At 74.3% G+C, this 23,903-nt stretch carries 19 protein-coding genes; 17 read left to right on the plus strand and 2 right to left on the minus strand.

The annotated features are described in order from the left end of the window. Positions 1–133 precede the first annotated feature (133 nt). Positions 134–1,330, minus strand: a complete 1,197-nt coding sequence (locus ACFZCF_RS18045) for an MFS transporter (protein WP_391287224.1) — start codon at positions 1,328–1,330, stop codon at positions 134–136. 151 nt (positions 1,331–1,481) lie between these two features. Between ACFZCF_RS18045 and ACFZCF_RS18050 the strand changes: the two genes are divergently transcribed. Then, positions 1,482–1,859, plus strand: coding sequence for an ArsR/SmtB family transcription factor (locus ACFZCF_RS18050; RefSeq protein ID WP_388444079.1), 378 nt, complete (start codon positions 1,482–1,484; stop codon positions 1,857–1,859). A 42-nt stretch (positions 1,860–1,901) separates the two neighbouring features. Here ACFZCF_RS18050 and ACFZCF_RS18055 read toward each other — a convergent pair whose 3' ends face one another. Then, a complete protein-coding gene (locus ACFZCF_RS18055) occupies positions 1,902–2,438 on the minus strand; it encodes a hypothetical protein (protein WP_391287225.1) in 537 nt (178 codons plus the stop codon). A gap of 88 nt (positions 2,439–2,526) precedes the next feature. On the opposite strand from ACFZCF_RS18055, the gene ACFZCF_RS18060 reads away from it, so the two are divergent. From ACFZCF_RS18060 to ACFZCF_RS18135, 16 genes are all read left to right on the plus strand, one after another. Further along, complete coding sequence (locus tag ACFZCF_RS18060) at positions 2,527–2,814, plus strand: hypothetical protein (RefSeq protein ID WP_388444085.1); 288 nt, start codon at positions 2,527–2,529, stop codon at positions 2,812–2,814. A 391-nt stretch (positions 2,815–3,205) separates the two neighbouring features. After that, positions 3,206–4,684, plus strand: a complete 1,479-nt coding sequence (locus ACFZCF_RS18065) for an exopolysaccharide biosynthesis polyprenyl glycosylphosphotransferase (RefSeq protein ID WP_391287226.1) — start codon at positions 3,206–3,208, stop codon at positions 4,682–4,684. A gap of 73 nt (positions 4,685–4,757) precedes the next feature. Next, positions 4,758–6,074 (plus strand): nucleotide sugar dehydrogenase, encoded by a 1,317-nt coding sequence (locus tag ACFZCF_RS18070; RefSeq protein WP_388444091.1) that lies wholly within the window; start codon positions 4,758–4,760, stop codon positions 6,072–6,074. Further along, positions 6,064–7,311 (plus strand): glycosyltransferase, encoded by a 1,248-nt coding sequence (locus tag ACFZCF_RS18075; RefSeq protein WP_391287227.1) that lies wholly within the window; start codon positions 6,064–6,066, stop codon positions 7,309–7,311. Before ACFZCF_RS18070 ends, ACFZCF_RS18075 begins: the two co-directional genes overlap by 11 nt. Next, positions 7,308–8,642, plus strand: a complete 1,335-nt coding sequence (locus ACFZCF_RS18080) for a Wzz/FepE/Etk N-terminal domain-containing protein (RefSeq protein WP_391287228.1) — start codon at positions 7,308–7,310, stop codon at positions 8,640–8,642. The genes ACFZCF_RS18075 and ACFZCF_RS18080 overlap by 4 nt, the downstream gene beginning before the upstream one ends. Then, positions 8,639–10,192, plus strand: a complete 1,554-nt coding sequence (locus ACFZCF_RS18085; protein WP_391287229.1) for a Wzz/FepE/Etk N-terminal domain-containing protein — start codon at positions 8,639–8,641, stop codon at positions 10,190–10,192. The genes ACFZCF_RS18080 and ACFZCF_RS18085 overlap by 4 nt, the downstream gene beginning before the upstream one ends. 2 nt (positions 10,193–10,194) lie before the next feature. Further along, the gene (gene asnB / locus ACFZCF_RS18090) at positions 10,195–12,129 is read left to right on the plus strand and encodes an asparagine synthase (glutamine-hydrolyzing) (protein WP_391287230.1); all 1,935 of its coding nucleotides are present in this window, start codon (positions 10,195–10,197) and stop codon (positions 12,127–12,129) included. A gap of 66 nt (positions 12,130–12,195) precedes the next feature. Further along, positions 12,196–14,385, plus strand: a complete 2,190-nt coding sequence (locus ACFZCF_RS18095; protein WP_391287231.1) for a Gfo/Idh/MocA family oxidoreductase — start codon at positions 12,196–12,198, stop codon at positions 14,383–14,385. 62 nt (positions 14,386–14,447) lie between these two features. After that, positions 14,448–16,430: a heparinase II/III family protein gene (locus ACFZCF_RS18100; RefSeq protein ID WP_391287232.1), complete on the plus strand. Its 1,983-nt coding sequence runs from the start codon at positions 14,448–14,450 to the stop codon at positions 16,428–16,430. Between the two features lie 63 nt (positions 16,431–16,493). Beyond that, positions 16,494–17,717 carry an O-antigen ligase domain-containing protein gene (locus ACFZCF_RS18105; protein ID WP_391287233.1) on the plus strand — a complete coding sequence of 408 codons (1,224 nt, stop codon included), beginning with the start codon at positions 16,494–16,496 and terminating at the stop codon, positions 17,715–17,717. 7 nt (positions 17,718–17,724) lie between these two features. After that, positions 17,725–18,933: a glycosyltransferase gene (locus tag ACFZCF_RS18110; RefSeq protein WP_388444117.1), complete on the plus strand. Its 1,209-nt coding sequence runs from the start codon at positions 17,725–17,727 to the stop codon at positions 18,931–18,933. Then, positions 18,933–20,168 carry a class I SAM-dependent methyltransferase gene (locus ACFZCF_RS18115; RefSeq protein WP_388444120.1) on the plus strand — a complete coding sequence of 412 codons (1,236 nt, stop codon included), beginning with the start codon at positions 18,933–18,935 and terminating at the stop codon, positions 20,166–20,168. The genes ACFZCF_RS18110 and ACFZCF_RS18115 overlap by 1 nt, the downstream gene beginning before the upstream one ends. Next, positions 20,165–20,959, plus strand: a complete 795-nt coding sequence (locus tag ACFZCF_RS18120; protein WP_388444123.1) for a glucose-1-phosphate cytidylyltransferase — start codon at positions 20,165–20,167, stop codon at positions 20,957–20,959. Before ACFZCF_RS18115 ends, ACFZCF_RS18120 begins: the two co-directional genes overlap by 4 nt. Then, on the plus strand, positions 20,956–21,603 hold the full coding sequence (locus ACFZCF_RS18125; protein WP_391287234.1) for a PIG-L family deacetylase: 648 nt from the start codon (positions 20,956–20,958) through the stop codon (positions 21,601–21,603). The genes ACFZCF_RS18120 and ACFZCF_RS18125 overlap by 4 nt, the downstream gene beginning before the upstream one ends. Before the next feature lie 3 nt (positions 21,604–21,606). Then, entirely contained in the window at positions 21,607–22,629 is a 1,023-nt protein-coding gene (locus tag ACFZCF_RS18130; RefSeq protein ID WP_391287235.1) for an NAD-dependent epimerase/dehydratase family protein, read from the plus strand. Next, a complete protein-coding gene (locus ACFZCF_RS18135; protein ID WP_391287236.1) occupies positions 22,626–23,900 on the plus strand; it encodes a DUF4910 domain-containing protein in 1,275 nt (424 codons plus the stop codon). Before ACFZCF_RS18130 ends, ACFZCF_RS18135 begins: the two co-directional genes overlap by 4 nt. Positions 23,901–23,903: the final 3 nt, after the last annotated feature.

Consider the following 23,903-nt stretch of genomic DNA (forward strand, 5'->3'; position numbering starts at 1 on the left):
GTCGGGCCCGACGCCGGGGACGCGTGGTCACGCCGAAGCGGGCGGGGAGACGACGGCACCGGCGGCGACTCCCCCGGGGGTCAGACTCGGAGGACGAACTCGGAGAACGACCTCGGAGAACGGCGGAGGACCGTCACGCCGGGGACTTCTCGTGCCCGGCAGCCGTCGGTTCCGGTGTCAGGGCGGCGGACGTGGCACGGTTGCGGGTGGTCCTCAGGTGCCAGAGGAGCGTGAGGACGGTGACGGCGGCGGCCACCGGGCCGAGGTGCGCCGGCGCGAGCCCGAACCACTCCTGCGCCAGCCCGCCGAGGCCTCCGCCGAGGGCGATGCCGAGGTAGAGCGCGGAGGAGTTGAGGCCGAGCAGGACCGGCGCGGCGGCGGGGCTCAGGGCGATGAGGCGGTGCTGCTGCGGGACGACGACGATGCCGACACTCACGCCCCAGACCACCGCCCACACCAGGGTGGGCGCGAGGGCGCGGGTCGCCAGCGGGGTCAGGGCGAGGGCGAGGGCCGCGAGGGCGAGGGAGCCGGTGACGACGCGGGCGGCGTCGTGGCGGTCGACGAGGCGGCCGGCGGCGATGTTCCCGGCCAGGGCGCCGACGCCCCAGGCCAGCAGGACGAGGGTCAGGAGCGACTCGTCGCCGCCGGTGGCACCCCTCAGGGCGGGGGCGATGTACGTGTAGAGGGTGTAGGCGCCGAGGAGGGCGAGGGAGGTGACGGCCAGCAGCGCCAGTACGCGGCCCTGCGCGAGCGGACGCAGGCGGTCGGGCAGGGAGGCGGCGGGAAGCGTCACCCGGGGAAGGCCGGCGAGGATGCCGGCCATCGCAAGCAGGCCGATCCCGGCGACGGCCCACAGGGTGAGGTGCCAGTCTGTGCGGCCGATCAGGGTGCCGAGCGGCAGCCCCAGCGCGGTCGCCAGGGTCAGGCCGCCCAGCACGAAGGCCAGGGCCCGGCCGCGGCGTTCGGGCGGAGCGAGGGCCGCCGCCGTGCTGGAGGCCGCGGAGGTGATGGTGGCCGCGCCCACCGCGGTGACGATCCGGGAGGCCATCACCACCTCGTAAGTGGTGCCCAGGGCGGTGACGGCGTTGCCGATCACGAAGACGCCCAGGGCGATCAGCAGGGCCGTCCGCCGGTCCAGGCCGCTGGTGAGGGCTCCCGCCACCGGAGCCGACAGCGCCAGCGTCAAGGCGAAGACGGTCACCAGCTGACCGGCCGCGGGGGTGGACACTCCGAGGTCGGTGGCGATGGAGGGGAGCAGGCCCGCGATGACGTAGCCGTCGGTGCCGACGGCGAACGTCGCCAGGGCCAGGGGGAGGAGTCGTCTCAACAACGGTCGGTCCGCCTTTCCGGAGTGCCCCGCAGGGGGATGACCGGCACTGTAAGCAATACATGGATGCTTGTCCATGTGTCCATGTCTGGATGATAGGCTCTGGGCCTGACACGGACAGGCGGACGGACGCACGGAAGAAGGGCGGGGGGCGATGCGCGAGGTGTCCCAGCCGGCGACCGAGGCGATCCGCATGGTGGAGGTGCTGCGCGCCCTGGCCGATCCGGTGCGGCTGGAGATCGTCCAGCGGCTCGCCGCGACCGGCGAGGAGAACTGCACCGCCATCGGCGCCGAACTGGACGTCCACCAGACGACGTTGTCCCACCACTACCGGGTGCTGCGCGAGGCCGGGGTCACCTGGACGACCATCCAGGGCCGGTCGCGGCTGGTGCGGCTGCGCCGTGACGACTTGGACGCGCTGTTCCCCGGCCTGCTCGACTCCGTACTGAACGGAGCCCGCCGCACGCGACCGGCCCCGGAGGGCCGACCCCCCGGGCCCGGCGACGCGCTCGCGGCGGGAGAGAGGGCGTAGAGGAAGGGCGGCTCCCGAGGGCCGGGCGGGCGGAGGACCGGTTCAGATGTGGGCGGTGCGACCGGTCGCCGGGTCGTGGGAGACCAGCGTCGGAAGGCCGGTGTCGTAGCGGACGGTCTCACCGGTGAGGATCGTCCGGCGTCCGGAGGCGGCGGCCACCTCGGCCAGGAAGCGCAGCACGTCGTCCACGCCCGCCGCGTCGACGACGTCGTCGGGACGGAACGAGAACTCGATCTCCTCCTCGTCACAGGGCAGCGCGAAGAACCACACGGCGCCGAAGCGCGCCCGGAACGCGAACGACGTCCCCTCCCCCTCCGGCTCGTCCGCCCAGGCCCGGAAGAGCTCGGCGACGGCGGGCCGCACCGGATCGAGCCGGGGGTAGGGATGCTCCACCTCCGTCTCGTCGGCGACGACGCGCAACCGTTCCAGGACCGCGATCCACTCGGCACGGGTCACGTCGAGGGCCCTGACGTCCCTCAGACTGCCGTCGACGCGGAAGACACGGCACATCCAGGGCTCGGGCAGGCACCGCCCGCGTGCGCCGTGCCCATCGGCCCGCACGTCCCCGCATGTCGGCATGGAGCCCGCCCCTCGTGATCGCCCCCGGCGACGTCGAGGGTACGCGGCACCACGGGGTGCTCGCGGCCCGGGATGAAAGGATCGCCGCATGAGCAGCGACCTGGAAGTAAGCGCACTGGCGATCAACGTGACGATTCCCGAAGCGCTCCGATGGACCGACACCCGGCGCGGCGAGGAGTTCACCCTCACCACGCTCAACGTCCGACTCCTCCCGGACGGCCACCTCGCCGTGAAAGCATACGGGCGACCGGTGGCCGGCGGGCGGGGCGCGTACGTGTCGTTCCCGGTCCCGGACGAGCCCGGGCTCGCGGCCCTGGTCTCCGAGGCCGCCACTCGGGCCGCGGGGCTGTGGGCGGCGCACCGCGGACTCGGCTGAACGGCCCGGCCCTCCACCCCACCGCACGCACGACTCGTCGCCGCCGATCAACACGGAGCGGTTCTTGACGTCTCGTCATTGTCCTTGCGGAGAGCACCAGTTGAGCCGTCGCGTGGTGCGCTTGTGACTGATGTGACGGGTGAGAACGCGCGGTCGTACCGGCCCTGCGAGGGGGTGGTGGACGACGGCTCAAACCTTACGCACAAATTGCACACACCCTCTCTCCAACCCGGTTCGCATGCTCTAGATTGACCATGCTTCAGCTGATCGCGGCGGACTAACGCGGTCGGTCTTCGTGAACCTGTGTGCCATTCGGGGACGGTGGGGAGCCGCCCCGGGCTGAGGAACAGTGCAAGGCGAGCGCGTCGACCACTGGGACCTGGGGGGTTCTGTGCGGCAAGGGGGATTACTCAGCCCGTTTCCGTCTGCGCGTGAGCGCCTGGCGAACGGGCAGATCAGTCGGCCGTCGATGGACTGGGAACAACGGTACCGCCGTACCGTGATCGCCGGTGACATGGTGGCCACCGCCCTCGTGGTGGGCACGATAGGGGACTTCTTCGGGGCCAGGGATGCGGCCGACTGGCACGAGAAGTGGGGGATCCTGGCCTTCGGCACCGAACTCCTGGTGCTGGGGGCGCTCGCGGTGAGCCGGGCGTGGGCGCCGGCGGTGCTCGGGCAGGGCGCCGAGGAATTCCGGCGGCTCGGACGTTCGCTGTTCATGGCGACCGTGGCCCTGGCGCTCGGCGGGATCGCCCTGACCTCGCGCAACATCAAACTGTGGATCTTCGTCGCGATCCCCGCGATCGCGCTGGTCACGATGACGGCGCGGTACCTGCTGCGGCTGTGGCTGCACAAGCAGCGGAAGGAAGGGCGCTGTCTGCGGCCGGTGCTCGCCGCCGGGAGCACGGCGACGGTACGCGATCTGATCACCCGCACCAGGCAGTTCCCGCACCTCGGATGGCGGGTGGACGCGGTGTGCACGACGGACGGGCTCGGGCCCGACGGGGGCCGGCTCGACGGGGTTCCGGTCGTGGGCCGGCTGGCGGACGTCGCCGACCACGTGCACCGCGACGGCTTCCGGGTCGTCGCCGTCACCCCCGACCCGCACTGGTCGCCGGGCCGGCTGCGGCGGCTCGCGTGGAACCTCGAGGGCAGCGACGCCGAGATGGTGGTCGCCCCGGTGCTGATGGAGGTGGCCGGGCCGCGGCTGCACGTGGACGCCGTGCTCGGCATCCCGCTGCTGCGCGTCAGCATGCCGGCGTTCACCGGGGGCCGACGGGCCGTCAAGGAGGTCGTCGACCGGCTCGGCGCGGCGGTGCTCCTGGTCCTGCTGGCGCCGTTGATGCTGGTCGTCGGACTGCTCGTGCTGGCCGACAGCCGGGGCGGGGTGCTCTACCGGCAGCGCAGAGTCGGCAAGGACGGCCGGGAGTTCATGATCCTGAAGTTCCGGACCATGGTCCCCGGGGCCCACCGGGCGCGCGACGAGCTGGCCGGGCGGAACGAAGGGGCGGGGCCGCTGTTCAAGATGCGCCGGGACCCGCGGGTGACGCGGGTCGGCGCGGTGCTGCGCCGGTACTCGCTCGACGAACTCCCGCAGCTCGTCAACGTACTGGCCGGATCGATGTCGCTGGTGGGCCCGCGGCCACCGCTGCCGGAGGAGTCCGCCGCGTACAGCCCGGACATCCGTCGGCGGCTGCTGGTGAAGCCCGGGCTGACCGGCCTGTGGCAGATCAGCGGGCGCAGCGACCTGTCGTGGGAGGAGGCCGTGCGGCTCGACCTGCGGTACGTGGAGGACTGGTCGCTCGCACTGGACACGGTGATCCTCTGGAAGACCCTTCGCGCGGTGATACACGGTCAGGGAGCTTATTAGTGGGGTTGGTCGGCGGATCCGGGGCTGGGTGGAGGGCGGGCCGCGAGGGCCTGCCCGGGGGGAGGAGCGGGTCATGAGGGTGAGCGTGTTCGGGCTCGGTTACGTGGGCTGCGTGTCGGCCGCGTGCCTGGCCAGTCTGGGGCACGAGGTCATCGGGGTGGACGTGAACCCGGTGAAGGTCGACCTGGTGAACGGCGGCCGGGCGCCCGTCGTCGAGGAGGGGATCGGCGAGCTGGTCGCCGAGGTCGTCGCCTCGGGGGCGCTGCGCGCCACCACCGACGCCCGGGAGGCGATCGCGGGCAGCGACGTGTCGCTGGTGTGCGTGGGGACGCCGTCGGAGGCCAACGGCAGTCTGTGCACGACGTACCTGGAGCGGGTCACCGAGGAGATCGGCGCGGCCCTGGCCGAGCGGGGCGGTCGGCACACCGTGGTGTACCGGAGCACCATGCTGCCGGGCACCTGCCTGAACCTGCTGGTGCCGCTCCTGGAGAAGCGCGTCGGCGGCACCGTGGGCGTGGACGTCGGGGTGGCGGTGAATCCGGAGTTCCTGCGCGAGGGCACGAGCGTGCGGGACTTCTTCGACCCGCCGAAGACCGTCATCGGCGAACTCGACGCGGACAGCGGCGACGTCGTGGAGTCCCTGTACGACGGGCTGCCCGGGCCGGTGTTCCGGGTGCCGGTGCCGACGGCCGAGGCGATCAAGTACGCCGACAACGCCTTCCACGGCCTCAAGATCGGCTTCGCGAACGAGCTGGGCGCGGTGTGCCAGGCGCTCGGCGTGGACTCGCACCAGGTGATGGACGTGTTCCTGGCCGACCGGAAGCTGAACATCAGTCCCGCCTATCTGCGGCCCGGCTTCGCGTTCGGCGGCTCGTGCCTGCCCAAGGACCTGCGCAGCCTGGTGCACGCGGCGCGGCGGGCCGACGTGTCGGTGCCGATCCTCTCGCACGTCCTGGTCTCCAACGCCGACCACCTCCAGCGGGCGGTCGAGCTGGTCGAGCGGACCGGGAAGCGGCGCGTGGGCCTCTTCGGGCTGTCGTTCAAGCCCGGCACCGACGACCTGCGCGAGAGCCCGCTCGTCGAACTGGCGGAACGGCTCTTCGGCAAGGGGTACGACCTGCGGATCCACGACGCGAACGTGAACCTGTCCCGGCTGCTCGGCGCGAACCGCGAGTACATCGAGAACCGGCTGCCGCACCTGGCGCAGCTGCTCGCCGACACCGTCGACGAGGTGCTCGACCACGCCGAGGTGTGCCTGGTCGGGACCAGGGATCCGGCCGTCCTCGCGGCACTGCCGCACGGGAGCGGTCCGCTGATCATCGACCTCGTCCGCCTCCCCGACGCCGACGCGCGCCGGGCCGAACCCGGGTACGTGGGCCTTGCTTGGTGACGAGACCGGCGGTGTCCGGCACGGCCGGCGCGCGCTGATCCTGGTGGAGAACCTGTCGGTGCCGTTCGACCGGCGGGTGTGGCAGGAGTGCCTGACGCTCCGGGAGGCGGGCTGGGAGGTGCACGTCATCTGCCCCGCGGGCGGCAAGCGGGACACGGAGCGCGAGGCGGTGATCGACGGGGTGCGGATCCACCGCTATCCGCTGCGCGCGGCCACCGGCGGGCCGGCCGGCTATCTGCGGGAGTACGGCTCCGCCCTCTGGCACACGCTCCGGCTGGCCCGGAAGGTCGGGCCGGTCGACGTCGTCCACGCCTGCAACCCGCCCGACCTGCTGTTCCTGCCGGCACGGTGGCTGAAGCGGCGCGGGGCGCGGTTCGTCTTCGACCAGCACGACCTGGTGCCCGAGCTGTACCTGTCACGGTTCGACCGCGGCGAGGACCTGCTGTACCGGGCGGTGTGCGCGCTGGAGCGGATGACCTACCGGGCGGCGGACGTGGTGCTGGCCACGAACGAGAGCTACCGGGACGTCGCCGTGAGCCGTGGCGGCCGGCGCGCGGAGGACGTGTTCGTGGTGCGCAGCGCGCCCGACACGGCACGGTTCCGTCCCGTGCCGCCGGAACCGGAGCTGAAGCGCGGCAAGCCCCATCTGCTGTGCTACCTCGGGGTGATGGGGCCGCAGGACGGCGTCGACTACGCGCTGCGGGCGCTGGCGAGGCTCCGCGACGAGCTGGGGCGCACCGACTGGCACGCGGTGTTCGTGGGCGGCGGGGACACCTTCGACGCGATGGTGGAGCTGTCGCGGCGGCTGGGGCTCGCGGACCGGGTGGAGTTCACCGGCCGGGTGCCGAACGCGGATCTGGTGCGCTACCTGTCGACCGCGGACGTGTGCCTCTCCCCCGACCCGCGCAATCCGCTCAACGACGTCTCGACGATGAACAAGGTCCTGGAGTACATGGTGATGGGCCGGCCGATCGTCTCCTTCGACCTGAAGGAGGCGCGGGTCTCGGCCGGTGACGCGGCCGTGTACGCGCCGGCGAACGACGAGTCCGCGTTCGCGCGGCTCGTCGCGCTGCTCCTCGACGACCCGGAGAAGCGGGCCCTGATGGGGAAGGCGGGCCAGGAGCGGATCGGCGGGCCGCTGGCCTGGCGGAACTCCCAGCGCGCACTGCTCGACGCCTACGCCGCCGCGTTGTCGGCCGGCGCCCGGGGCCGGGCGGGGACGGGGCCGCGCCGTTGAGCGACGACACCATACGCCTGGTCAGCGTGGGGCGGATCCTCCGTCGCCGATGGCGGCTACTCGCCGTGCTCGCGCTGGCGGGCGCGCTGCTCGGGCACGGTGCGTCCCTGCTGCTGCCGCCGCGCTACACGACCTCGGTGTCGGTGCTGCTGCCGGGGTCGTGGGAGGAGCGGGAGCTGATGACGCAGGCGCAGATCGCGACCAGTTCGGTCGTGGTCGACCGGGTGGCCGCCTCGCTCGGCCGGAGCGGCGCGGACCGCGTCGAGCTGCGCGAGCGGATCACCGCGGAGGTGGCCGAGGGGAACATCATCAGGATCTCGGGCACCGCCGACACCGCGACCGGGGCGCAGCGGCTCTCCGACACGGCGGCGCGGGAGTTCGTCGCCTTCGCGACCCGGGTGGGCGGCGGGAACGCCGATCCGGAGGCGGAGACGCGGCTGGAGGCGCTGCGGAAGTCGGTGGAGACGGCGAGCCGCCGCATCACCGAGCTGGCCGGCGCCGCCGACCCGGGGCGGACGGTGGAGAGCGTGCAGGCCCGTACGGAGCTGGAGAAGCTGCGTACGGCGCTGCGCGACGCCATGACCAAGCTGGACGAGACGGACCCGGCGGCCGGGCGGGCGGGGAAGGTCGCGATGGTGGTGATGGGGGCGGCGGTCCGGCCCGCCGGGGAGGCGCCGCCCACCCGGGTGCACCTCGTCGCCGGAGGGGCGGTGGCGTTCTTCCTGATCGCGGTCCTCGGGCACCTCGCCGCCGCGCGGATGAGCCGCCGGCCGCGTACCGAGGCGGAGATCGCGGCCGCGCTGGGCGCGGTGCCGGTCGGCTCCGTCGACGTGCCGGGCGGGCGTCCCGCGGTCCGTCCCGGGGCACGCGGCCCCGGGGCGTGGCTCCGTCGGCTGCTCGGGCTGGACGTCCGCTGGGACGTGCCGGTGCCGAGGGCGTCGGGCGACCCCTCGGGGCGGCGAATCCGGTACCGGCGGGTGTACGCCCGGCTCCGGGACCGGATGCCGGCCGCCGGCCGGCTCCTCGTCGTGGTCCCGGACGGTGACGAGATCGCGCGCCGGGCCGCCGGGGAGCTGGTCGCCGAGGCCGGGAGCGCCTCCTCCCCGGACGAGGGCCGCCCGGCGCCGCGGCTCGTGGGGGTGACGGTGTCGCATCCGCTGCTGCCGGACCGGGACGGCGAGTCGGGCGTCGTGGTCGTCGTCAGCCCGGGCAGCTGGACGTCGGGCGAGCTGGCCGGCATCGCGGGGGCGTGCGCGGACGCCCGGCAGGAGGTCGTCGGCCTCGTCGTCGCGGGGGCGGTACGGGGCCGGCCGGAGGGGGGTGGCCGGTGACGGCGCGCACGGAGGAGGAGCCGGCGGTCGGCGCTCCGCTGATCGACCTGCAGACACTGCTGGCGGCGGTGCGCAGGCGGCGCGGGCTGTGGTCCTCGCTGGCGCTGTTCGGGCTGCTCGCGGGGGCGTTGCTCGCGCTGGTGCTCGTGCCGCCGCCGACGGCGACGGCGAAGGTGCTCGTGGCGCACCAGGAGGACCAGCCGAACGATCCGGGCACGCTGATCCGCACCGATGTCGCGTTGCTGCACACCACGCGGATCGCGGGCGAGGCGCTGCGGTCGCTGGGCTCCCCCGTGAGGCCCGAGGACTTCATGGAGGAGTACGAGGGGCTCGGGCTCACCAACAACCTGATGGAGATCACGGTCTCGGGCGCGACCGAGGCGGAGGCGGTGGCCCGTGCCGGGGCGCTGGCCGAGGCGTTCGTCGCCGACCACGTGCGGCGGCTGCGGGAGACGGCGGACGCCGAGGCGAAGGCGCTGCTGGACCAGCGCGACCGCATGCGGGAGGAGCTCGCCCGCGTCAACGGGGCGATCGCCGAGGGGGCGCGCGAGAAGGCCCCCGCGGAGTCGGCGGGCATGGAGTCGCTCTTCGCCCGTCGGGCCGAACTCACGTCGCGCATCTCGGACTTCGACCAGCGTGCGGCGCAGGCCCGGGTCGGCACCCCACGTCTGGTCGCCGGTACGCAGATCGTGGACGCTCCGCGCGCGGTGCGGCACTCGCTGCCGAAGTCCGTCGCCGTCGACGCGGCGATCGGGCTGGCCCTCGGGCTCGCGCTCGGTCTGGCGGTGGCGGCCGTCGGCTCGGTGGTGGCGGACCGTCCCGTGCTGCGCCGGGAGATCGCCGCGCACCTCGGCGCCTCGGTCGTCGCGGAGCTGCCGCGCCGGTCGTGGCCGTGGCGGCGGAGGCGTACGCGGGAGGCGCGGGAGCGGCTCACCCGGTCGCTGGCGCGGACGGTGCGCGGGGCTGCGGGGCCGGTGGCGCTGCTGGAGCTGGGCTGTGCGCGGGAGACGGGGGCGGTCGCGCTGGACCTCGCCCGCGCGATGGGCGCGGACGGTCCGGTGGTGGTGCTCGACGGGCTGCCGGGGCTGCCGCTGGCGGGCCGGCGGCCGGTCCCGGGGGATCCGGTGGTGGTCGACGGGGCGGGCGAAGCGGGGCTGTCGCACCGGGAGCGGCGGATCGGTGTCGGTTCGGTGGCGCCGGGTGCGGCGTGGACGGACCTGCCCCGTCTCGGGGCCCGGGCGGTGCTGTTCGTGCGGGCCGGGTTCGGCAGTGTCGCCTGGCTGCACGCCGTGGCGCGGCACCTCGCCGACCAGCGGGTCCCGGTGGTGGGTGTGGTCCTCGTGGACCCCGATCCGCTGGACCGGACCGACGGCACGGTGTGGGACGGGCAGGCCCCGGGGCCGGCGCGCGCGCCGGGCGCGCGGCCGGCTTCGCGGAACGGCGGGGGCACCTCGCCCGCCCGTGAGGCGGTGGGGGAAGGCCGGTGGCGGACGGACCGGCTGCCGGTGCGGGCGGCGCGGGTGCCGGACAGCGACCAGGAGGCACGGTAGGGATGTGTGGCATCGCGGGTACGTACCGGTGGCCGGACGGGAAGGCCGTGGCCGACCGGCTCACGGAGACGCTGGCGCACCGGGGTCCGGACGGGTCGGGCCGGTACAGCGGGCGCGCCGGGGACGGCGAGGTGCACCTGGGGCATCGCCGGCTGTCCGTGGTCGACCTGTCGGAGACGGGCGCCCAGCCGATGGAGAAGGACGGTCTCGTCCTCACCTACAACGGCGAGCTGTACAACGCGCCGGAGCTGCGGGCGGAGCTGGCGTCCGCCGGGGTGCGGTTCCGGGGGACGTCGGACACCGAGGTGCTCCTGGAGGCGTGGCGACGGTGGGGCACGGACTGCCTGCCCCGGCTGCGCGGCATGTTCGCGTTCGGCGTCCTCGACGAGCGCAGCGGTGAACTCGTCCTGGCGCGCGACCAGTTGGGCATCAAGCCGTTGTTCCTGCTGCGGCGCGGCGAGGGGTTGGTGTTCGCGTCGGAGCTGAAGGCGCTGGCGGCGGTGAGCGGCGGGTCGCTGGAGGTGGACCACGGGGCGCTGGTGGCGTCGCTGCTGTACTACTGGGTGCCGGACTCGCGGTGCGCGTTCCGGGAGGCGGAGAAGCTGCCGCCGGGGAGCTGGCTGCGGTGCCGTCCGGACGGGCGGGTGGAGCGGGGCAGGTTCTGGCACCTGCGGGAGGTCGCCGCCGAGGGCCGGGACCGGGCCCTCGCGGGCGAACTGCCCGATCTCGCGGCCGTCGTCGAGGAGTCGACCCGCCGTCACCTGCTGTCCGACGTGCCGGTGGCGACCTTCCTCTCCGGCGGTCTCGACTCCAGTTATCTGACGGCGCTCGCCGCACGTGACCGGCCGGGGATCTCCGCCTACACGATCGGCTTCCGTGCCGAGGACGCCCGGTTCGAGGCGATGCCGGACGACCTGCGCTACGCGCGGCAGGTGGCGGAGCGGTTCGGGGTCGAGCTGCACGAGATCGAGATCGCCCCGGACGTCCAGGAGCTGCTGCCCCGGATGACGTACCACCTGGACGAGCCGATCGGGGATCCGGCGGCGATCAACACCTTCCTGATCTGCTCGGCGGCACGGGAGGCCGGGGTGAAGGTGATGCTGTCGGGGATGGGCGCGGACGAGCTGTTCGCCGGCTACCGGAAGCACCTGGCGAATCTGGTGGCGCTGCGCTACCAGCGGGTGCCCCGGCCGCTGCGGCGGGCCGTGTCCGGCACGGTGGACCGGCTGCCGGTCGCGACCGCCCGCCGGGGGTACCGGTCGGTGCGGTTCGCGAAGCGGTTCCTGTCCTTCGCCGAGCTGCCGGAGGAGACGGCGTTCCGCCGGAGCTACACCCTGTACGACCGGACCGAGCTGCTCGACCTGGTCGATCCGGACCTGGCCGGGACGGTCGACGACGTGCTGGCCGAGCACGCGGACGTCTACCGGGACAACGACCTGGACGACTTCGTCAACCGGATGTGCCTGGGCGACGCCCGGATGTTCCTGCCGGGTCTGAACCTCGCCTACACGGACCGGGCGAGCATGGCGGCGTCGACCGAGGTGCGGGTGCCGTTCGTGGACGTCGAGGTGGTGAGGGCGGCGTTCGCGGTGCCGGGTTCCCGGAAGATCGTCGGGCGGCGGGGCAAGGCGGTCCTGAAGGAGGCGGCGTCCTCGGTCCTGCCCCGGGAGGTCGTCCACCGGCCCAAGGGCCTGTTCAGCGCCCCGCTGCGGGCGTGGATGAGCCGGGACCTGGCGCCGCTGGTGCGCGAGGTGGTGCACGACGGCGAGCTGGTCCGCTCCGGACTGCTGCGGCGCGACGCGCTGCGGCGGCTCGTCGCCGAGGACGCCGCCGGGCACCACGACTACTCGAAGCACCTGTGGCACGTCCTGACCCTGGAGTACTGGTACCGCGGCGCGACCTCCGGCGCCGGCCAGGGCCCTTCCCCTACCGCGTAGAGCCGGCGACAGCCGTACAGAGCCACGAGACGACGAGCAGACAAGAGGACCTCGGTGAAACAGGTAGTGCAGAACTACAGGAGCGGCGAGCTGGCGCTGCTCGACGTGCCGGTGCCCGGGTGCAAGCCGGGCGGGGTGCTCGTACGGACGGCCTTTTCGCTGATATCCACCGGCACCGAGCTGATGAAGGTCTCCGAGGCCGGCATGTCGATGGTCGGCAAGGCCCGTTCGCGGCCCGACCAGGTGGCGAAGGTCGTGCAGAGCGTCGCCGTCAACGGGGTGCCCGCCACCTACCGCAAGGTGATGGGCAAGCTGGACTCGTACACGCCGCTGGGGTACTCGCTGTGCGGGGTGGTCGAGCAGGTCGGCGCCGGGATCGACGACGTGAAGGTCGGCGACCTGGTGGCCTGCGCGGGCAACGAGCACGCGCTGCACGCCGAGCTGAACTGGGTGCCGAAGAACCTCTACACGCCCGTGCCGGACGGTCTCGCGCCCGGCGACGCGGCGTTCGGGACCGTCGGTTCGATCGCGCTCCAGGGCCTGCGCCAGGGCGAGCCGCAGCTCGGAGAGGTGGCGCTGGTCATCGGCCTCGGGCTGATCGGCCAGCTGCTCGCCCAGCTGCTGACGGCGGCGGGCGTCCGGGTGGTCGGCGTGGACCCCGACCCGGAGCGGTGCGCGCTCGCCGAGCGGCTCGGCGCGGCGGCCTGCGGGGACCCGGACTCGGCGGCGGTGGCGCACGCGGTCGCCGAGCTGACCGCCGGGCACGGCGTGGACCAGGTGTACCTGGCGGCCGGCGGGAGCAGCAACCAGCCGGTGGAGCTGGCGGCCCGGCTCGCCCGGGACCGGGGCCGGGTCGTCGACATCGGCAAGTGCCGCCTGGACCTGCCGTGGAACGCGTACTACGAGAAGGAGCTCGACGTCCGGTTCTCCCGGAGCTACGGCCCCGGGCGCTACGACCCGGAGTACGAGCTGGAGGGCCGCGACTATCCGATCGGCCACGTCCGCTGGACCGAGCGGCGGAACCTCGCCTGCTTCCTCGACCTGGTGGCCCGGGGCCGGGTCGACGTGGCGCCGCTGGTCTCCCACGTCGCCGACTTCGACGACGCCGTGGAGACGTACGGGCGTCTGAAGGACGGGGCGCTGAAGGCGGTGGCGGTGCTGTTCCGGTACCCCGACGGGGCGGCCGAGGACGCCGCCGGCGGGGCTCCGGCGGTGCCGGTGGTGACGGTGCCGGCGGTGGCGCGTCCCGCCGGTGCGGCCTCCCCCGCCCGGGTGGCGGGGCGGCCGGTGCGGCTGGCGTTCGTCGGCGCGGGCAACTACGCGTCCTCGATGCTGCTGCCGCACCTGACCGGCCGCGAGGGCGTCGAGCTGTCGGCGGTCGTCACCACGACGGCGCTGTCCGCGGCGAACGCGCAGCGGAAGTTCGGCTTCGCCCGGGCCACCACCGACCTGGACGCCGTCCTCGGCGACCCGGCCGTCGACGCGGTGTTCGTCGTCACCCGCCACAGTTCGCACGCCGCCCTGACCCGGCGGGCGCTGCTCGCCGGCAAGGCGGTCTTCGTGGAGAAGCCGCTGGCGCTCACCGAGGACGAGCTGGCCGGGGTGCTCGCGGCCGTGGAGGAGTCCGGCAACGACCGGCTCCAGGTGGGCTTCAACCGCCGGTTCGCGCCGCTGCTGCGCGAGGCCCAGGAGCGGTTCGGCGCCCGGACCGGCCCGGCGAGCCTGCGCTACCTCGTGAACGCCGGCCGTCTCGACCACGGCAGCTGGTACCTCCGGGCCGGCTCCGAGGGTTCGCGGTTCACCGGCGAGGGCGGCCACTTCGTCGACACGGCGAGTCGGCTGCTCGGCGCCGACCCGGTGTCGGTGTACGCGGCCGCCCCTCCCGGCGGCGACGACCTCCAGGTGGTGCTCGGCTACCCCGACGGCTCCACCGCGACCCTGAGCTACGTCACCGGCGGCGCGCCCGGCTTCCCCAAGGAGACGCTGGACCTGGTCGCGGACGGAAGGGTGCTGCGCTTCGACGACTTCGTCCGCGCCTCGGTGTACGACGGCCGCAGGCGGTGGGTGAGTTCGCGGCTGCCGAGGGCGCGGGACAAGGGCCAGTCGGCGGAGCTGGCCGCGTTCGTGAAGGCCGTGCGGACCGGCGGCCCGATGCCCGTGCCGCTGGAGTCGCTGGCCGCCACCACGGCGGCCACCCTCGCCGTGCCGGCCTCCCTCGCCGCCGGCGTGCCGGTGACGCTGGCGGGGGCTCGATGACCGGGGGCGCGGGCCTCGCGGACACGGCGGCCGGGACGGCCCGAGCCGGGGGCGCGCGGACCATGAGCGCGGGCTGGTACCTGCGGCGGCTGTCCCGGATGGGTCCCCGGGAGGTCGGCGGCCGCGTCGGCGACGCGGTGCGCAGGCGGCGGTGGCGGTCGGCGCGCCCGGAGGGGCCGGCCGTGACCGGCGCCCGGTTCACCGCCGTGCTGCCCGCCGGAGCCCTGGCGGCGGTGCCGCGGGACGCGGCGGAGCGGCTGCTGGCCGAGGCGGACCGGCTGATGGCCGGGCGGGCCGTCTTCTTCGGGGTGGCGCGCGACGACCTGGTCGCCCCGGACTGGTGGTACGACCCGAAGACCGGGCGCCGGGCGCCCTGGGGGTACGCGTTCGACGTGCCGTACCGGGACGAGGAGGCGGTCGGGGACGTCAAGCAGATCTGGGAGCTGTCCCGGCACCAGTACCTCACCGTGCTCGCCGCCGCCTACGCGCTCTCCGGCGACGAGCGGTACGCGGAGCGGGTGGACGCGCACCTGCGGTCCTGGTGGGCGGCGAACGCGCCGCTGCGCGGGGTGCACTGGACCAGCGGCATCGAGCTGGGGATCCGCCTGCTGTCCTGGGTGTGGGTCCGCAGGCTCCTCGACGGATGGCCGGGGGCGCCCGCGCTGTTCGAGGAGAACCCGGTGGCGCTCCGCCAGATCTGGCACCACCAGCGCTGGCTGGCGGCCTTCCCCAGCCGGGGCTCCTCGGCGAACAACCACGTCGTCGCGGAGGCCGCCGGACAGTTGGCGGCGGCCTGTGCCTTCGGCTGGTTCCCCTCCTCCGCGCGATGGCGGGCCGACGCGCTGCGCTCCCTGGAGCGCCACCTGCGCGGCAACACCTTCCCCTCCGGGCTGAACCGGGAGCTGGCCACCGAGTACCACGGCCTGGTCCTCGAACTGGGCCTGGCCGCGGTGGCCGAGGCCGACACGGCCGGCGTGCCGGTCCCCAGGACCGTCCGGCTCGTGCTGCTGCGGATGACCGACGCGCTCGCGGCCGTCGTCGACGACCGGCTGCGGCCGCCGCGCCAGGGCGACGCGGACGACGGCCACGGCCTGGTCCTCGACGGGCCGGGCACCGACCGCTGGGGCTCGCTGCTCGCCACCGGGGACGCCGTCTTCGGCCGGCTCCCCTGGTGGCCGGAGGTGCCCGGCACCGACGTCCGCACCCCGCTGCTGGCCGCGCTGGTCCGGCCCCACGGGAAGGGCGGTGCCGGCCCTGCCGTGACCCGCCCCCGGGTCCGGCCGGCCCACTTCGCCGACGCGGGCCTGACCGTGCTGCGGGGCCCCGGCGGCATCTGGTGCCGCTGCGACGGCGGGCCGCACGGCTTCCTGTCGATCGCCGCGCACGCCCACGCGGACGCGCTGTCCGTGGAGGTGCGGCACGACGGCGTCGACGTGCTCGCGGACCCGGGGACGTACTGCTACCACGGGCAGCCGGAATGGCGGAGCTACTTCCGTTCCACGCTCGCCCACAACACGCTCCAATGGGACAGCGCCGACCAGTCGGTCTCCGGCGGCCCGTTCCTGTGGACCCGGCACGCCCGCACCCGCGTCCTGGTCGCGGACGTCTCGGACGCCTCCGGGGAGAGGCCGGCCCGCTGGTGCGCCGAGCACGACGGCTACCAAGGCGTGGTGCACCGCAGGACGGTTGAACTCTCCGCCACGGCGGGAGAGTTACGGATCCGGGACGAGGTCCGCGGCGGGCCCGGCCTGGTGCGTCTCGCCTTCCACCTGGGACCGTCGGTCGGCGCCGAGCTGACGGGGAACCGGGCGGTGCTCAGCTGGGCCTCGCCGGAGGGCGAGGCCCGCTCGGCGGTGCTCGACCTTCCTGGGGAGCTGTCGTGGCGGGCGCACCGCGGGGAGAGCCGTCCGCCGCTGGGCTGGTACTCCGCGGGCTTCGGCCGCAAGGAGCCGGCGACGGCGCTGATCGGCACCGGTGCCGCGGACGGCGCGGCGGGGTTCACCACCGTGCTCGGGTTCGACGACCGGGGGGCGCGTGGTGCGTGAGGACCGGCACCGGGCGGTGCCGGGGTCATCGCTGCTGCCGGTGGCGCGGGGCGGGGGGCGGGGATGACCGCCGACCGCCTGCCGAAGGCCGCCGGGGCGGCGTGGGCGCTGCTCGCGCTGAACACGCTCGGCTCCGCGGGGGCGAAGACCGTCGTCGCGATCCCCCGTTCCCTCATCCAGATGGTGACGATGGGGGCGCTGGTCGTCGCCTTCGCGCTGGCGCTCGCCGTCAACCGGCCGCTGCGCGTGCGGCCCAGCTCCTTCGTCTTCCTGCTGACCCTGCTGCTGGTGCCGAGCGTGATCGCCGGCCTGCACCTGGAGGTCGGGTTCGGCGCACTGTTCCGGTGCGCCCGGCTGGCGCTGTTCGTCGCCACGCTGTGGCTGCTGACCCGCTGGTGGAACGGTGGCCTGGCCTTCGTGCGCCTGCACATCAGGATGTACTTCGCGGTGCTCTGCCTGGTGGCCGTCGGGCTGGCCGTCGCGCCGGGCACGGCCCTGCCCGAGTACTACGGGGGGCGGCTCGTCGGGGCGCTGTGGCCGCTGACGCCGCCGCAGATCGGACAGTATGCGGCGGTGGTCGTCGGGCTCACCGTGCTGCTCCTGCTCGGACGCCGGACGACCGCCGCCGGCGCGGCGGTGGTGGTCGTGCCGGCGCTGATCCTGCTCGCGATGACCCACACCCGGACGGCGACGCTCGGGCTGCTCATCGGCCTGGTGCTGGCGGTCGGCTCGCTGTTCCTCACCAGCGCCGCGGCCCGCCGGGTGTTCGCCTGGGCGGTGGTGGGCGCCGCGGTGGCCGCGGTGGTGTTCGGCTCCGCGCTGCGGGCGTGGTTCCTGCGCGGGCAGAGCCAGGAGAACTTCGCCAACCTCACGGGCCGGGCCAAGGTCTGGGACGCGCTGCTCGCGGCGCCCCGGACGGCCGGGGAGCGCTTCCTCGGCATGGGCCTGGGCGACAAGTCCTTCGACGGGCTGCCGATCGACAACAGCTGGCTGGCCGTCTACCACGAGCAGGGTCTCCTCGGCGTGACGCTGGTCGCGGCGCTGCTCCTCGTGCTCGGCGGGGTGGCGCTGCTGCGGCCGCCGTCGCTGCCGAGGGCGTGCGCGCTCTTCCTGATCGGATACTGCGCGCTCTCCTCGTACACCGAGGTCGGCCTCGGGGACGCCTCGGCGTACCTGCTGCACCTGGCCCTGGCCGCTTCGCTGCTGGCGGCGCCGGCTCCCGTACCCGCCCCGACGGCGGTCGAGCCGCCGCCCGTCCGACCCGTCCCGCTGTGGGCGAGGAGGTGACCTGAGCATGCGCGTCCTCGTGGTGCACAACCGCTACTCCTCGGCGCAGCCGAGCGGCGAGAACAGGGTCGTCGACGAGGAGGTGGCACTGCTGCGCTCGGCCGGACACCGGGTCGGGCTGTTCGAGCGGCGCAGCGACTCGATCGGCTCCCGGTCGCTGCTCGGGAAGGCGGCGGTGCCGCTCCTCGTGCCGTGGAACCCGGCGGCGCGCCGGGAGCTGTCGGCGCGGCTGCGCGCCGAACGGCCGGAGGTGGTGCACGTCCACAACGTCTTCCCGCTGCTGTCGCCGTCGGTCCTCGCCGCCTGCGCCGACGCCGGCGTGCCGGTGGTCGCCACACTGCACAACTACACGCAGGTGTGCCCGCCGGGCACGCTGCACCGGGACGGGCGGGCGTGCGGCGAGTGCGTGGGGCCGAAGGTGCCGCTGGCCGCCGTCCGGCACGGCTGCTACCGGGACTCGCGGCCGGCGACGGTGCCGCTCGCGGTCGGCCTGGCGGTCAACCGGCGCCGCTGGTGGTCCGGCGTGGACCGCTTCCTCTGCATCTCGGCGGCGCAGCGGGAGGTGCTGGTGCGGTCCGGCATGCCGGCCGAACGACTGGTGGTGAAGCACAACTTCGTGCCGGACCCGGGCACGCTCCGCACGGGTGCCGGCCGGCACGTGCTGTTCCTCGGCCGGCTGACCGAGGCCAAGGGGGTACGGCTCCTGATGGCCGCGTGGGAGGAGCTGGCGGCGGGCGGCGGGGTGGGCGTGCCGCTGGTGATCGCCGGGGCGGGGCCGCTGGAGCGGGAGGTGGCGGCCTGGGCGGAGGGCCGGGCGGACGCGCGGTTCGTCGGCCTGTACGACCCGGGGCGGGTCCGGGAGGCGGTGGCCTCCGCGGTGGCCGTCGTGGCGCCGTCGGAGGCCCGGGAGACCTTCGGCCTGGTGGTGGCGGAGGCGATGGCGGCCGGAGTGCCGGTGGTGGCCGCCGGCCACGGGGGGTTCTCGGAGCTCGTCGAGGACGGGGTGACCGGGCTGCTGCACCGCCCGGGGGACGCCGCCTCGCTGGCGTCCCTGGTGCGCCGGATCGCCGCCGACCCCGGCCGCAACGCGGAGATGGGCCGGGCGGCCCGGCGCCGCTACGAGCGGTTCTTCAGTCCGGCGGTCGGCCTGGAGCGCCTGGTGGAGGAGTACCGCGCCGCGATCGCGGGGCGGACGGAAACGATGGGGGGCAGTTGATGACACGATGCCGACTCTGCGGCTCGACGGCGCTGGTGAGCGTCGTCGACCTGGGGGCGACCCCGCCGTGCGAGAGCTTTCTCGCCGCGGACCGGCTGGACCTGCCGGAGCCCGCGTACCCGCTGCACCTGCGGGTCTGCGCCGAGTGCCGGCTCGCGCAGCTCCCGCCGCTGATCACGCCGGAGGAGACGTTCACGGAGTACGCGTACTTCTCCTCGTACTCGACGTCCTGGGTGGAGCACGCCCGGACGTTCGTGGCAGGCGCGGTGGAGCGGCTCGGGCTCGGCCGGGACGCGTTCGTCGTGGAGGTGGCGAGCAACGACGGGTACCTGCTGAAGCACGTGGTGGAGCGGGGGATCCGCTGCCTCGGCATCGAACCGTCGGTGAACGTGGGCGCGGCGGCCCGGGAGGCGGGCGTGCCGACGCTCACGGAGTTCCTGTCGCCGGGGACGGGAGCGGCGGTGCGCGCCGAGCACGGCCCGGCGGACCTGGTCGTGGCGAACAACGTGTACGCGCACATCCCGGACGTCGTCGGGTTCACCGAGGGGCTGCGGGCGCTGGTCGCCGACGACGGCTGGGTGTCGATCGAGGTGCAGCACCTGCTGACCCTGATCGAGGAGAACCAGTACGACACGATCTACCACGAGCACTTCCAGTACTACACGGTGGAGTCGGCGGCCCGGGCGCTCGCGAGCGGGGGGCTGACGCTGGTGGACGTGGAGCTGCTGCCCACGCACGGCGGCTCGGTCCGGCTGTGGGCCCGCCCGGCGGAGGCGGCCGGGGAGCCGGGCGACCGGGTGGCGGAGGTCCTCGACCGGGAGAAGGCCGCCGGGCTCCACGAGCTGTCCGGGTACGCCCGGTTCTCCGAGCGGGTGGCGAAGGTGCGCAGGGACCTGCTGCGGTTCCTGATCGAGGCGGCCGAGCGGGGCGAGACGGTCGTCGGCTACGGCGCCCCGGGGAAGGGCAACACGCTGCTCAACCACTGCGGCATCCGGCCGGACCTGCTCGCGTACACGGTCGACCGCAACCCCTACAAGCACGGCAGGTTCACCCCGGGCACCCGGATCCCGATCCTGGCGCCCGAGCGGATCGCCGCCGACCGGCCGGACTACGTGCTGGTCCTCCCGTGGAACCTGCGGGACGAGCTGGTGGAGCAGCTGTCGTACGTGCACGAGTGGGGCGGACGGCTCGTCTTCCCCATCCCGGAACTGAGCATCGTCGAGGTGACGCGATGAAGGTCGTCCTGTTCTGCGGCGGTTACGGGCTGCGCATGCGCGCCGGGGCGTCCGACGACGTGCCCAAGCCGATGGCGATGGTCGGTCCCCGACCGCTGATCTGGCACGTCATGCGGTACTACGCGTACTACGGGCACACCGAGTTCATCCTGTGCCTCGGCTACGGCGCGCACCACATCAAGGAGTTCTTCCTCAGCTACGAGGAGACGACCTCCAACGACTTCGTGCTGCGGGGCGGCCGGACCGAGCTGCTCACCACCGACATCGCCGACTGGACGATCACCTTCGCGCAGACCGGCATCGAGTCGCCGATCGGCGAGCGGCTGCGCCGGGTCCGCCACCACCTGGACGGCGACGAGATGTTCCTCGCCAACTACGCGGACGTGCTCACCGACGCCCCGCTGCCGGAGATGATCGACCGCTTCGCGCGGCGGGACGCCGGCGCGTCGATGATGGTGGTGCCGCCGCAGTCGTCCTTCCACTGCGTGGACCTGGCCGAGGACGGGCTCGTCGGCGGCATCACCCCGGTGAGCGAGCTGCCGCTGTGGGAGAACGGCGGCTACTTCGTGCTGCGCCAGGAGGTCTTCGACCACATACCGGAGGGCGGGGACCTGGTCGCCGACGGCTGCGCCGGCCTGGCCAAGGAGGGCCGGCTCGTCGCCCACCGCCACCGCGGTTTCTGGAAGCCGACGGACACGGTGAAGGAGCGGGCGGCGCTCGACGAGGCCTACGCCCGGGGCGACCGGCCGTGGGCCGTGTGGGAGCGGGACCGCGTGGGAGCGCGGGCGTGATCCGGCTGGGGGCGGGCGTCGTGCAGCGGGTCGTGGCGGTCGGCGCGCACTGCGACGACCTCGCGATCGGCGCCGGCGGCACGCTGCTGACGGTCTGCCGGGCCCGGCCGGGCGTCCGCGTCGACGCGCTGGTGCTGACGGGCGGGGGCGGCGAGCGGGAGGCGGAGGAGCGGGCCGCGCTCGCCGCCTTCTGTCCGGACGCCGACCTGCGGCTGACCGTGCTCAAGCTGCCGGACGGCCGGCTGCCCGCGTACTGGGACGAGGCCAAGGCGGCGGTGGAGGAGCTGCGGGCGGGGACGGATCCGGACGTGGTCCTCGCGCCGCGCACCGCCGACGCGCACCAGGACCACCGGGGCCTGGCCCGGCTGGTGCCCACCGCGTTCCGCGACCATCTCGTCCTCGGCTACGAGATCGTCAAGTGGGACGCCGACCTGGGCCGTCCGACGGCGTACCAGCCGCTGACGGCGGAGATCGCCGAGGAGAAGGTGCGGCTGCTGCAGGAGCACTACCCGTCGCAGCGCCACCGGCCCTGGTACGACCGGGAGGCCTTCCTCGGCCTGGCCCGGATCCGCGGCATCGAGTGCCACACGCGCTACGCGGAGGCCTTCGACGTCACCAAACTCACTCTCGACCTGGGGGAATGAATCGTGCGCGTACTGCTGACCGGACACCAGGGCTACCTGGGCACCGTGATGGCCCCGGTCCTGGCGGCCGCCGGGCACGAGGTCGTCGGCCTGGACGCCGGCCTCTTCGCCGACTGCGTCCTCGGCCCGGCGCCCGCGGACCCGCCCGGGCACCGGGTGGACCTGCGCGACGTCACGGCCGAGCACGTGGCCGGGGTGGACGCGGTGATCCACCTGGCCGCGCTCTCCAACGACCCGCTCGGCTCGCTGGCGCCGGAGCTCACCTACGACATCAACCACCACGCCTCGGTGCGCCTCGCCCGGCTGGCCCGCGACGCCGGGGTGCGGCGCTTCCTGTACGCGTCGACGTGCTCGGTGTACGGCGCCGCCGGTGGCGACGAGCTGGTCGGCGAGGACGCGCCGCTGCGTCCGGTGACGCCGTACGCGGAGTCCAAGGTCCGTGTCGAGGACGACCTGCGCGCGCTGGCGGACGGCGACTTCAGCCCGGTGTACCTGCGCAACGCCACCGCCTTCGGCTTCTCGCCCCGGCTGCGCGCCGACATCGTCCTGAACAACCTGGTGGGGCACGCGCTGCTGTCCGGCGAGGTCCTGGTGCTCTCCGACGGCACCCCGTGGCGTCCCCTGGTGCACGCCGAGGACATCGCCCGGGCGTTCACGGCGGCGCTGACGGCCCCCCGGGAGGCCGTGCACGACCGGGCGTTCAACATCGGCAGCGAGAGCAACAACGTGACGGTCGCCGAGATCGCCGGGCAGGTCGCCGAGGCGGTGGAGGGCTCGAAGGTGGTGATCACCGGGGAGACCGGCGCCGACCCGCGCTCGTACCGGGTGGACTTCTCCCGCTTCCGGGCGGCGGTCCCCGGCTTCGACTGCGCGTGGTCGGTGAAGCGCGGCGCGCTCGAACTCGCCGACGCCTACCGCGAACACGGCCTGGGCCGCGAGGGTTTCGAGCGGCGCTTCACCCGGCTCGCGGTGCTGCGCGCCTCCGCGGAGGCCGGCGCCGTCGACGACACCCTGCGGCGCCGATGAGGACGCCGGGCGAGGAGATGCAGGCCCTGGTGGAGCGGCTGTACCCGCTGTGCCGGAGCATCACCGGCGACGGGGTGCGCGCCACCCTGGACATCGTGGGCGAGTACGTCCCGCTGCGGGTGCATGAGGTGCCGACCGGGACGCGGGTGCTCGACTGGACGGTGCCGCAGGAGTGGAACATCCGGGACGCGTACGTGGCCGACGCCACCGGCCGGCGGGTCGTCGACTTCGCCGCGTCCAGCCTCCACGTGCTCGGCTACAGCGTGCCGGTCGCGGCGACGATGCCGCTGTCCGAGCTCCGCGGCCACCTGCACACCCTGCCGGACCAGCCGGACCTGGTCCCGTACCGCACCAGCTACTACACGCCGCGGTGGGGGTTCTGCCTGTCCCAGAACACCCTGGACGCGCTGCCGGACGGCCCGTACGAGGTGCGGATCGACTCCACGCTCGCCGACGGCCACCTCACCTACGCCGAGCACGTCGTGCCCGGCCGGGTCGCCGACGAGGTGATCGTCTCCAGCCACGTCTGCCACCCGGCGCTCGCCAACGACAACCTGGCCGGGATCGCCGTGGCGGTCTTCCTCGCCCGGGCGCTCGCGGAGGGGACCCCGCACTACACGTACCGGTTCGTCTTCGCGCCCGGCACCATCGGCGCCATCACCTGGCTGGCCCGCAACGCGGAGCGGATCGAACGGGTGAGGCACGGGCTCGTCCTGGCCTGCGCGGGCGACCGGGGCCGGCTGACGTACAAGCGGAGCCGGCGCGGCGACGCGGAGATCGACCGGGTGCTCCGGCACGTCCTGGAGACGTCCGGACGGCCGCACGAGATCGTCGAGTTCACCCCCTACGGGTACGACGAGCGGCAGTACTGCTCCCCCGGCTTCGACCTGGGCGTCGGCTCGCTCAGCCGGACGCCGTACGGCGGCTATCCCGAGTACCACACGTCGGCGGACGATCCGGACTTCGTCTCCCCGGAGGCCATGGAGGACACCCTCGCGGTCTGCCGGGAGGCGTTCGGGGTGCTGGACCGGAACCGGCGGTACGTCAACCTCAGCCCGTACGGCGAGCCGCAGCTCGGCAGGCGCGGCCTGTACGACTCGCTCGGCGGGCGCAGCGACGCCAAGGAGGCGCAGCTCGCGATGTTGTGGGTGCTCAGCCTGTCCGACGGCGGGCCGAGCCTGCTCGACGTCGCCGAGCGGTCCGGGCTGCCCTTCGACGCCGTCGCCACCGCGGCCGAGGCGCTGCGCGACGCCGGGCTGATCAAGGCGTGAGGC

Source organism: Streptomyces sp. NPDC007945 (assembly GCF_042958885.1).
Classification (GTDB): domain Bacteria; phylum Actinomycetota; class Actinomycetes; order Streptomycetales; family Streptomycetaceae; genus Streptomyces.

Coding starts and splice junctions, on each gene's coding strand:
- ACFZCF_RS18050 (WP_388444079.1), top strand. CDS start 1,482: ATGCGCGAGGTGTCCCAGCCGGCGACCGAGGCGATCCGCATGGTGGAG.
- ACFZCF_RS18055 (WP_391287225.1), bottom strand. CDS start 2,438: ATGCCGACATGCGGGGACGTGCGGGCCGATGGGCACGGCGCACGCGGG.
- ACFZCF_RS18060 (WP_388444085.1), top strand. CDS start 2,527: ATGAGCAGCGACCTGGAAGTAAGCGCACTGGCGATCAACGTGACGATT.
- ACFZCF_RS18070 (WP_388444091.1), top strand. CDS start 4,758: ATGAGGGTGAGCGTGTTCGGGCTCGGTTACGTGGGCTGCGTGTCGGCC.
- asnB (WP_391287230.1), top strand. CDS start 10,195: ATGTGTGGCATCGCGGGTACGTACCGGTGGCCGGACGGGAAGGCCGTG.
- ACFZCF_RS18100 (WP_391287232.1), top strand. CDS start 14,448: ATGAGCGCGGGCTGGTACCTGCGGCGGCTGTCCCGGATGGGTCCCCGG.
- ACFZCF_RS18105 (WP_391287233.1), top strand. CDS start 16,494: ATGACCGCCGACCGCCTGCCGAAGGCCGCCGGGGCGGCGTGGGCGCTG.
- ACFZCF_RS18110 (WP_388444117.1), top strand. CDS start 17,725: ATGCGCGTCCTCGTGGTGCACAACCGCTACTCCTCGGCGCAGCCGAGC.
- ACFZCF_RS18115 (WP_388444120.1), top strand. CDS start 18,933: ATGACACGATGCCGACTCTGCGGCTCGACGGCGCTGGTGAGCGTCGTC.
- ACFZCF_RS18120 (WP_388444123.1), top strand. CDS start 20,165: ATGAAGGTCGTCCTGTTCTGCGGCGGTTACGGGCTGCGCATGCGCGCC.
- ACFZCF_RS18135 (WP_391287236.1), top strand. CDS start 22,626: ATGAGGACGCCGGGCGAGGAGATGCAGGCCCTGGTGGAGCGGCTGTAC.